Source organism: Vibrio sp. Vb1554, from assembly GCF_033344235.1.
Genome location: NZ_JAWPOJ010000502.1, coordinates 1 through 1,005, shown reverse-complemented (window position 1 = coordinate 1,005; position 1,005 = coordinate 1). Strand labels below are relative to the sequence as shown.

At 50.7% G+C, this 1,005-nt stretch carries 1 protein-coding gene; it reads right to left on the bottom strand.

Features of this window, described 5'->3' with window-relative positions; all coding sequences use genetic code 11:
* A partial coding sequence (locus tag R8N28_RS27360) for an efflux RND transporter permease subunit (protein WP_318183936.1) occupies positions 1–1,005 on the bottom strand: 1,005 nt, incomplete at both ends.

Here is a 1,005-nt window from a genome sequence, read left to right as displayed (position 1 = left end):
CCAAACCACTTCGATGTTGTCTGGCACGCTCCAAGTGACACCAGCGCCATTGCTCAAGTACGTGCGATCTTGCCAGTGACGATGCACATCTTCCGCGTGAGTTGTATCTTGGTCAGCCATCACATCGGCAATCACTTCACCCGGAACACGCCCAACTACCTCGGCGTAGACATACACAACAGGCTTGAGGTTTTTATGGAAAATCGGTTTGTCCGCTGCGCGTTTCACAAAATGACCGACTTCAGACAACTGCACGATAGGCTGAGGAGCATCCACAACCGCCCCATTGGATTCTACTTTTGCAATGCCCGGACGGCCTCGCACATAAAGCTGCTCTAGTTGATTCAGGTTATCTCTGTCTTCGCGTCGGAGCTGCACTTCGATAGGTAGTGGATCCACTTCTCTTGGATCGGCTATATAACCGAGCACTTTGGCGTTCGCGGCGGTAATCAGCGTGTTATTGATATCAGCAACAGAAACACCAGACAGCGCCGCTTTTTCTTGATCAACGATGAATTGCCACGTTTCTAAATCACCTTGGATGCTGGTATCCACCTCAGAAACCAACTGTTCTTTGCGAAGCCTATCCGCGACTTTCTCTGCTTGGCTCATCAGATCTTCATAAGATGTCGCTTCATCACCGTAAACTTCTGCTGTAATGGTGGCGATAACAGGCGGGCCTGGCGGCACTTCGACTAGCTGCACGTCAGCGTCAAACTTATCTGCAATCTGCTCTAAATCCGCCCTGAGTCGTGTCACCAGTTCGTGTGATTGCATTGCGCGGCTATTCTTCTCTGCAAGAACGACTCGAAGCTCGCCTTGGTATGGTTCGCTACGCATAAAGTAGTGGCGCACCATGCCGTTGAAATCCATTGGGGAAGCGGTGCCTGCAAAGCCCGACACACTTGTCACTTCCGGCACCGACATTAAATAGTCCGTAAAGCTCGACAGCGCGTTGGAGGTATCCACAAAGCTTGAAGACTCTGGCATGTTTAATACCAATTG